The organism is Proteobacteria bacterium CG1_02_64_396 (assembly GCA_001872725.1).
GTDB lineage: Bacteria > Pseudomonadota > MNWR01 > CG1-02-64-396 > CG1-02-64-396 > CG1-02-64-396.
The window spans coordinates 1-8,855 of record MNWR01000005.1; the positions used below are offsets into that span (position 1 = coordinate 1).

General features: G+C 59.7%; 7 protein-coding genes and 1 pseudogene. 3 read left to right on the forward strand and 5 right to left on the reverse strand.

Annotated elements, in window-relative coordinates:
* Together AUJ55_00245 and AUJ55_00250 are read right to left on the reverse strand one after the other, a co-directional pair.
* Window positions 1-205: pseudogene (locus AUJ55_00245) on the reverse strand (hypothetical protein).
* 1,061 nt (window positions 206-1,266) lie between these two features.
* Complete coding sequence (locus AUJ55_00250; protein OIO61387.1) at window positions 1,267-3,651, reverse strand: ribonucleoside-diphosphate reductase, adenosylcobalamin-dependent; 2,385 nt, start codon at window positions 3,649-3,651, stop codon at window positions 1,267-1,269.
* A 737-nt stretch (window positions 3,652-4,388) separates the two neighbouring features.
* Here AUJ55_00250 and AUJ55_00255 point away from each other — a divergent pair.
* The 3 genes from AUJ55_00255 to AUJ55_00265 all read left to right on the forward strand — a co-directional run bounded on the left by AUJ55_00255 (window position 4,389) and on the right by AUJ55_00265 (window position 6,743).
* Window positions 4,389-5,066 carry a cell division ATP-binding protein FtsE gene (locus tag AUJ55_00255; protein ID OIO61382.1) on the forward strand — a complete coding sequence of 226 codons (678 nt, stop codon included), beginning with the start codon at window positions 4,389-4,391 and terminating at the stop codon, window positions 5,064-5,066.
* Window positions 5,063-5,998, forward strand: a complete 936-nt coding sequence (locus tag AUJ55_00260) for a hypothetical protein (GenBank protein OIO61383.1) — start codon at window positions 5,063-5,065, stop codon at window positions 5,996-5,998. The genes AUJ55_00255 and AUJ55_00260 overlap by 4 nt, the downstream gene beginning before the upstream one ends.
* Window positions 5,999-6,059: 61 nt before the next feature.
* On the forward strand, window positions 6,060-6,743 hold the full coding sequence (locus tag AUJ55_00265; protein OIO61388.1) for an SAM-dependent methyltransferase: 684 nt from the start codon (window positions 6,060-6,062) through the stop codon (window positions 6,741-6,743).
* 178 nt (window positions 6,744-6,921) lie between these two features.
* Here AUJ55_00265 and AUJ55_00270 read toward each other — a convergent pair whose 3' ends face one another.
* Genes AUJ55_00270 through AUJ55_00280 form a run of 3 tightly spaced genes read right to left on the reverse strand, consistent with a single transcriptional unit; the run spans window position 6,922 to window position 8,575 of the window.
* Window positions 6,922-7,221, reverse strand: a complete 300-nt coding sequence (locus AUJ55_00270; protein ID OIO61384.1) for a hypothetical protein — start codon at window positions 7,219-7,221, stop codon at window positions 6,922-6,924.
* On the reverse strand, window positions 7,205-7,705 hold the full coding sequence (locus tag AUJ55_00275) for a hypothetical protein (protein OIO61385.1): 501 nt from the start codon (window positions 7,703-7,705) through the stop codon (window positions 7,205-7,207). The genes AUJ55_00270 and AUJ55_00275 overlap by 17 nt, the downstream gene beginning before the upstream one ends.
* A gap of 48 nt (window positions 7,706-7,753) precedes the next feature.
* Window positions 7,754-8,575 carry a hypothetical protein gene (locus AUJ55_00280; GenBank protein ID OIO61386.1) on the reverse strand — a complete coding sequence of 274 codons (822 nt, stop codon included), beginning with the start codon at window positions 8,573-8,575 and terminating at the stop codon, window positions 7,754-7,756.
* Window positions 8,576-8,855: the final 280 nt, after the last annotated feature.

Below are 8,855 nucleotides of genomic sequence, written 5' to 3' on the forward strand. Positions count from 1 at the left end.
CTGGACGCTCAAAAAGGGTCGACAACCCCTCCATGGCCACCTTCTTCCACTGGCTGATCTGCGCCGGGTGGATTTGGTGTTCACTAGCCAACTCGCTTGTGGTTTTACCCCCTTCAGGGCCTCCAGCGCCACCTTCGCCTTGAACTGCGCACTGTGCCGTTTGTGTTTCCCGGACATCGCTTGGCTCCTCGCTCTCGCCAATCATGCCCCCTCGGTCTTAACAAAACCTACTGTCCAGTTTTTGGGGTCCACTTCACCTGGAGGGACGCGCTCTATCGCGTCCGCCTTTTGGTCTCAAATTCAAAAGCGGCCACGACGGAGCGTGGCCCTCCAAAAATCGCCAATCCAAAACGGAAACGAGCCAGGTTCATGGTGGATTCCAGGTTCCCCTGACGGGGCCCGGAAGGACGCCGTAATCCAATCAACTTGTAGGAGCGTCGCCCTCGGCGCGATTAATTAGCAGCGCTTTTCTTGGTGCAACCTTATTTGAAATCTGGCTCAATCCAGGCGAGCGAAAGCACCTAGATTATTTATTTTGGTTGATTGCTGTTTGAATGACATCAAGAAAATCAAATAGCTCTTTACGGTTTGATGATGAGGCTTCAATTAGGAGGGATGTTTTGCCGGATTTTGAATGCACAAAAAGACCGGTTTTTCGAGTAAACCACCATATTGCAATCAAAATTAGACCTAACCCATAGGCCAGCAATAAGAGAATACCAAGAATCAATAGAAGTGTTTGTTGAGATGTCCCTACCCCATACGAGTCAATATTTTCAAGTGGGATGTATTCGACGTTTTTCCCTCCAGATACTTTAGTCTCTTGTTGAATCCTGATGTTTGAAATCGAGATGATGGTTTTGTTGTTATTGCACGTTCCTGATACCGATGCGATCTGATTCTCGGTCCTAACAAGCGGATTATTTTGATTCACTTGCTGTCTCCTTGTCCGTGAAACACAACAAAGTTACCGACATAGATTGAACGTCGGTCTGGTGGATGAAAAACCCGACAGACTCCGCTCACCATTGCGCCAGCCGAAGGGTGGCGCGAAAACCCCCAACACCATTGGCGCGAGTATGCGCCTTCCAAAACACCTAACAGCAAATAATTAATCGCGCCGAGGGCGGCGCTCCTACGAATTTCTCAATTTTTTCGGGGCTGAATCGTCCGCGTTGCGGTGGTTGACCGCCTCGTCCCTCAACACAACCGACGCCCCGACAAACCCCAAAACCAAAAACCCGCCGGAGCGATCCGGCGTTTACCTCAACCGCACTTCGAATAACCACAAGAAATGCATTTATTGCAGTTCTCTTCGTAGTACAGCCCCATGTCGCCGCAGGAGGGGCACTGCTTGAAACGGCTGGAGTTGTTGGGGGCGGTGCTGCCGTTGACCACCTGCTTCATCCGCTCCTCGCGGGCCTTGGACTCGTCGGGCATCACCCCGATGCTGACCAAGTGCTTGTGGATGACATCGCCGATGTCGGCCACCAGCGAGGGCATGTAACGCCCACCCTTCTGGAAGTAACCCCCCTTGGGATCAAACACGCTGCTGAGCTCCTCGACCAGGAAGGTAACGTCGCCCCCCTTGCGGAAGATCGCCGAGATGACCCGAGTCAGGGCGACGATCCAGCTGAAGTGCTCCATGTTCTTCGAGTTGATGAAGATCTCGAAGGGACGGCGGCGGCCCTGCTCGTCGATGTAGTCGTTCAAGGTCACGTACAGAGCATGATCCGAGAGCGGGGTCTTGATCTTGTAGGTCGATCCCTCCAGGTGCTCGGGCCGCTCCAGCAACGGCTGCAACTGCACCACCTTGCTCTTCTCGGCAATCGCCACCTCTTTCTTTTTCTCGTCTTTCTTCTTGTCGGAGGTCGAGAGCACCGAACCGGTCACGTCGTTGGGGCGGTAGGTCGTGCACCCCTTGCAGTCGTGGTGGTAGGCGTAAAGGTAGACGTTTTTGAAGTCGTCGAACGAGATGTCCTCGGGCAGGTTGACCGTCTTGCTGATCGACGAATCGATCCACTTTTGCAACACCGCCTGCATGTCGAGATGGGCCTTGGGAGCCAGGGTCATCGAGTCCACGAAGAACTCGGGCAGGTTTTCAGCCGCCTCGTCCCCCTTGAGATGACGGTACAGACGAAAGGCGTAGTCGCTGACCTCTTGCACGTCGTGGGTGCCGTCGGGCAGCAGGATCTTGCGGTTGTAGGTGAAGGTAAAGACCGGCTCCAGCCCCGACGAGACATTGTCGGCATAGAGGGAGATCGTCCCGGTGGGGGCGATGGAGGTCAGGTGGGAGTTGCGGATGCCGTGGCGCAGGATCCCCTTGCGAATCTCATCGGGCAGGTTGGCCAGGAAGCGGGACTCTACATGCTTTTTGCGGTCGAGCGCCGGGAAGGCCCCCTTCTCTTTGGCCAGGTCGATCGAAGCGCGGTAGGCCTCGACGGTGATGGTTTTCATCACCTCATCGGCGGTCGCCACTGCGTCGGGCTCGCCGTAGGTCTGCCCCAACATAATCAGCATGTCGGCAAGGCCGGTGATCCCCAGGCCAACGCGGCGCTTGGCCTGGGCCTCGGCCTTTTGCTCATCAAGGGGGAAGTTCGAGGTGTCGATGACGTTGTCCATCATCCGCACCGCAACCCGCACCACATGGCGCAAGGATTCTTCGTCGATGGTCGCCTCATCGCTGAAGGGGTTCTTCACGAAGCGGGTCAGATTGACCGAACCGAGCAGGCAGGCGCCGAAGGGGGGCAGGGGTTGCTCGCCGCAGGGATTGGTGGCGGCGATGTGCTCGGCGTACCACAGGTTGTTCATCCGGTTGATCCGGTCGATGAAGATCACCCCCGGCTCGGCGAAGCGGTAGGTCGAATCCATGATGAGATTCCACAGATCGACCGCCCGCACCGTCTTGTAGACCTTGCATGGGTAGGTTTTGCCGTCCGACCAGATCCGCTCGACCAGTTTGACGTCGGGCACACCCTGGACGTCGTCGAGCTGCTTGGGGGTCAAGGGGAAGACCAACTCCCAATCGGCGTTGGCCTCGACCGCCTCCATGAAGGGGTCGGTAATCAGCACCGAAAGGTTGAAGTTGCGCAGCTTAGCGGCGTCCTGCTTAACGGTGATGAATTCCTCGATGTCGGGATGATCGCAGCGCATCGTCCCCATCATCGCGCCGCGACGGCTGCCGGCCGACATGATGGTGCGGCACATCGAATCCCAGACGTGCATAAACGAGATCGGGCCGGAGGCGTCCGAACCGACCCCCTTCACCAGCGCCCCCTTGGGTCGTAAGGTCGAGAAGTCGTAGCCGATCCCCCCCCCCTGTTGCATGGTCAGCGCCGCCTCTTTCACCGACTGAAAGATGCCGGTCATCGAATCGCCGATGGTCCCCATAACGTAGCAGTTGAACAGGGTGACGCTACGACCGGTGCCGGAGCCGGAGATGATTCGGCCGGCGGGGAGAAACTTGTAATCCTCCAGGGCGGAGTAGAACTCACCCTCCCACTGGGCGGGATTGGACTCCCCTGAGGCCAGTGCCGAGGCGATCCGCCTCCACGTGTCTTGTACGGTCCCGTCTACGGGGGTGCCGTCGGCCTGCTTGAAGCGGTACTTCATGTCCCAGATTTGGGTTGAGATGGGGCTGGTCATGGTCATGCAGGTTTCTCCCTCAAAAAGGCCCAGTCGGGCGCCCACCCCCCCGGCGGACGCCTCTTTTTTTGTTCGATCAATGGTTTGAACCGCTTCCCGGCGGCTCCCTCTTGGAGCGCCGGGGAGGGTTTTTAACCCGCAGATATGGGGTCATCAAGTGAAAAAATGCGCTATATGTGGTGGACAAACTGAGAATGCTGCGATTTCAAACGGTTGGAGTTTTTACCGAAAAAACCGGGTGAATTGGTGCGGTTTTGAGGTGGAGGGGGATCGATGATGCCGTTGCGGAGGGGGTTCGAATAGGTGTCGTCCTGACTTGAATCAGCGCCTCCTTAGAGATGCCCTATGACCCTAAAAGGGCGAAAAACTGGCCTCGATTCCCCACGCGACGCGCTCCAGGTTGTAGGAGCGCCGCCCCGGCGCGATAACAGGAGCACATTGACTTCGCTGCCCTCGGGTTGGCGCTGTTGCCCCCCTTTCCCAGTTTAAAGTTGGGTAGGGACCGAGCGGGACAGGCTCCTTGCCGATGGGGGAGGGGGCATCCCAATCATGGATCCTGGACCTATCGCACATTGCAGGTATGGAGCGTGTGGGTAGGCTTGCCGTCGGTTGTGCCGTTGTGGTTTCACCCAGCACCGACAACTCGTTGGCCTGACGTAGGATGGATCAACGCATCGCGCATCCACCTTTTTCGTTCGGCCCTCAACCTCAAGCCCTCACCATCCCAAAACCAAGGTTTGCTCATGATCCAGTTCTTCGACGTGGTCAAGCGTTACCCCCAAGGGGTGGAGGCGCTTAGGGGAATTTCCCTGCACATCCCCAAGGGGGGGCTGGTCTACCTCACCGGGGAATCGGGGGCCGGCAAGAGCACCTTCCTCAAACTGATTTACGGGGGGGAGACCCTGACCACCGGGGGGCTGATTGTCGGGGGGCGCAACCTCGACCGCATCACCCGCCGCCGCTTGGCCGATCATCGCCGCACCCTGGGGGTGGTTTTTCAAGACTACAAACTGCTCTACAACATGAGCGTCTTCGAAAACGTCGCCCTCACCCTTGAGGTCGCCGGTACCCCCCCCAAGCAGATCAAGGATCGGGTGATGCAGGTGCTCGAACGGATGGGGGTGCAGCGCTACGCCAAGGCCTCCCCGATCACCCTGTCGGGGGGTGAACAGCAGCGGGTGGCGCTGGCGCGGGCCATCGTCCACATGCCGAATCTCATCCTTGCCGACGAACCGACCGGCAACCTCGACCCCGACCACTCCCACAAAGTGATGGAAACCCTTCAGGAGCAGCAGGCCAGGGGGTGCACCATCATCGTGGCGACCCATAACTGGTCGCTCATCAACAAATACGCCCACCCGGTGGTCCATCTGCACGAAGGCAAGATCGCCCGAAAGCCGCAGTGGGAGGATCAGCCATGATGCAGCGTTGGGCGGTTTCGCTTCGCCGGGCCTGGCGTAACCTGCGCGCCACCCCGATCTCAACCTTTGTCGCCAGCATCATCATCGCCGTGGCGATGGCGACCTACGCCCTGTTCGTGCAGGTGCAGGGCAATGCCGAGCATTGGACCGAACGGCTCTCGCAAGAGGGGCGGGTGATGGTTTACCTCAATCCCGACCTGCAACCGGCAGAAAAACGCAATTTTATGAATTGGCTGCGCAGCCAGGAGAGGGCCTTTGAAGAGGTCACCCTGATCGGCCGTTTCGAGGCGTGGGATAAACTCAGCCAGCGCATCGGCGCCAACGGTCCCGAACTGCTGAAAACCCTGGGGGACAACCCTCTGGTCGACAGCGTCGCCATCCGCATCGCCCCCGAATACCTCGATCCCATCAAATTCCGTCCCCTGCTGCTGGCCATCGAAGCGCAGGTGGCGGTGGAGGGGGTCGATTACGACCAGGCCTGGATCGACCGCCTCGTCAACTTGATCGCCACCTTCAAACAGGTGGGGTTGGGACTGATGTTGCTGGTGCTGACCGCCGTCACCCTCATTATCGCCAACACGGTGCGGCTGACGGTCATGGCGCGGCGTGACGAGATCCTGATTCAACGGCTGCTCGGGGCCCACGACAGCTTCATCCGCCGCCCCTTCATGATCGAGGGGGTGTTGCAGGGGCTATTGGGGACAACCTTGGCGCTGCTGTTGGTGCTGGCCTTCCATCCCTTGCTCGGAGGGGCCGTGGCGGGGATCGCCGAGGTGATTCAGATGGATCTTGAATGGAACGGCCTGAGCGCGACCCAGGCGATGACGACCTGGGGGCTCGGGGCTTTGCTGGGGGGAATCGGCGCTTGGATCAGCCTGGCCCGCATCTTGAGCCGCAGCGATGCGGAGCTGGCTTCGGGGGTCGATCAGTAGGAGTGTTTGCCTAAAATCACATGAACATAATGTTGCAAAACATTTAAATAAAATGGGAACCATGCCAGAAGATTCTCTTCCCCAGCGCATCCCCGAACCCGAATTGATGGTGGGGGACGAACAGGCGGCCGCCTACGCCGGGGCCGATTTCACCACCCCCCACAATCGCTTCATCAACCTCTTCGCCGAACGCTTCCCCGGCTTTGGCGGGGGGGCTGTTCTCGACCTGGGCTGTGGCCCCGCCGACATCACCCTGCGCTTTGCCCGCCGTTACCCCGCCGCCCTACTCACCGGTCTTGACGGCGCCAAAGCGATGCTCAACCACGGGGTGGCGGCGGTGGCCCGGGCTGGGCTTGCCAGCCGCATCCAATTGCGCCACGCCCGCCTGCCGCTGCCCGATCCCACCGCGTTGCCCCGTTTTCCCACCCTGATCGCCAATTCGCTGCTGCACCACCTGCACGATCCGATGGTGCTATGGCAAACCTTGCTCGACCACGCCGAGCCGGGGGCGGCGGTCTGCTTCATGGACCTGCTGCGCCCCTCCAGCCGAGAGGAGGCTGCGGCGTTGGTGTCCCGGTATTCGGGAGCAGAGCCAGAGATGTTGCGCCACGATTTCTACCACTCCCTGTTGGCCGCCTTTCGGATCGACGAGGTGTGTTCGCAGTTGGTCGCCGCGGGGATCGAGGGGCTGGGGGTGGAGCAGGTCTCCGACCGGCACCTGCTGGTTTGGGGGGTGTTGGGGTAGGGAAGGGGGCTTTTTGGGCGCCCCAAGTGGGGTGGGCTGGGGTGAGGGCCGAACGCTTCCATCACCGCGTTGCCACCCATTGAAACGACGAGATATCGGCTGGGTTCAGGGTCCGGCAAGTTGTCCTGGAATGACGCATTGACTGGCTGCGGAGGTCGGAACCGAACCGACACCCATGTCACTCCACGGCCTTTGAAATTTGACTGTGTTCGACCAACCGCCCCACCCCTTCCAAAATCGCAGCGGTCGCCATGTTCAGCCGGTGATCCCCACCGGGAATCTCATGAAAAACCGCCCCCGCAATCCGCTGCGCCAGACGGTGCCCCGCAGCGACCGGTACGCTCTCGTCGTCGCTGCCGTGGAAGATCTCGACCGGACAGGGGAGATCCAGGGGGCCACCAGGGGGCTCATTGGCCAGCGCCTCAATTAAGAAATCGTGGGAAATCCGGTAACTCCCCCCCTCATAGCGGTCGGGCATGTCGACATGGCCCCGCATCTTGAGAAAGTCGGTTTCTTGCTCTGAGAGCCCCCCCCAGACGGCGCGCGATGAACTCGGTCGCCGGAGCGATCAACAGCAGACCTGCCACCGGCAGAAGACGCCGCCGGGCGATCTCCAACCCCATCCACCCCCCCATGCTCGATCCGACCAGCACCAGCGCTTGCCCCGGTTGAAGAACCGAGGCGATGGCGGCGGCGGCCTCCTCAATCCCCCGACCGATTCGAAATGCCTCGAACGGCCCGTCCGAAATCCCGTGCCCCAGGTGATCGAAACGCAGGCAGCCGCAGCCATTCTGGGCGGCCCAGGCGGCGATGGCGCTGGCTTTATAGCCGGAGTGGACCGAGCGGAATCCCGACAAAAAGACGAGCAGCGGGGCGTTGGAGGTAGGGGGTGGGATCAACAGACCGCGAAGGGAGCGGCCCTCGGGGGTCGGAAATTCAAAGGGGCATTCAAGGTCGGGCATATGACGATACAGGGGCCGGAATCGGATGGGGGACAGGCAGGTGCGGGATCATGCAGCCACAGAAAGGATGGGAAGGGTTGAATCGGCGACGTAGCTCTGCCACGGCAGATGGATGACTTCCAGGCAGGCGGCGACCACTTGGGGGTCATAGTGGCTGCCCGAGTGGGTCACGATCTCTTCGCTGGCCCTGGCCAGCCCCAAGGAGGGGCGATAGGGGCGGTCGGCGGAGATCGCCTCGACCGCATCGGCCACCGCGAAAATCCTCGCCTCTAGAGGAATCTCCTCCCCTTGGAGTCCGCGGGGATAACCGGTGCCATCGAAATGCTCGTGATGGCAGCGGGCGACCTCGGCAAGGGGCCAGGGGGAGACGACGTGGCGCAAGATTTCGTAGCCGGCATCGCAGTGGGTTTCGAGCAGTTGCCGATCCTGTTTGGTGAGTTTGCCCGGTTTGGTCAACAGCTCGAACGGCAGGTGGATCTTGCCCAGATCGTGCACCTCGGCGGCCAACCGAATCCCCTCGATTTGAAAGGGTTCAAGCTCCATTTCGATGGCAATCAAGGCAGCCAGGGTAGAGACACGCCGCTGATGGCTGGCGGTATAGGGGTCGCGACCGTGCATGGCAATGTGGGCTGCGTGGATAAGCTGGGCCAAACCATCGCGCTGATGCCGGATTTTGTTCCTTTCGGCCAACAGTTGCGCCACGGGGCGGATGGTCCACCAATAAAGCAGGGGGGAGCTGAACAGGGCCAGCAACAGCGCATCGAAAAAACCGATGCGATAAGAGGGGGTTAGAAGGTTAAAAAAATCAAGGCCAAACATAATCAGCATCTCGACGGCGAAGATGATGACCAGTATGCGGCTGAGCAACATAAACAACGATGTGTGCTGGGTTGAAGTGGACCCCAAAAACTGGACAGTAGGTTTTGTTAAGACCGAGGGGGCATGATTGGCGAGAGCGAGGAGCCAAGCGATGTCCGGGAAACACAAACGGCACAGTGCGCAGTTCAAGGCGAAGGTGGCGCTGGAGGCCCTGAAGGGGGTAAAACCACAAGCGAGTTGGCTAGTGAACACCAAATCCACCCGGCGCAGATCAGCCAGTGGAAGAAGGTGGCCATGGAGGGGTTGTCGACCCTTTTTGAGCGTCCAGGCA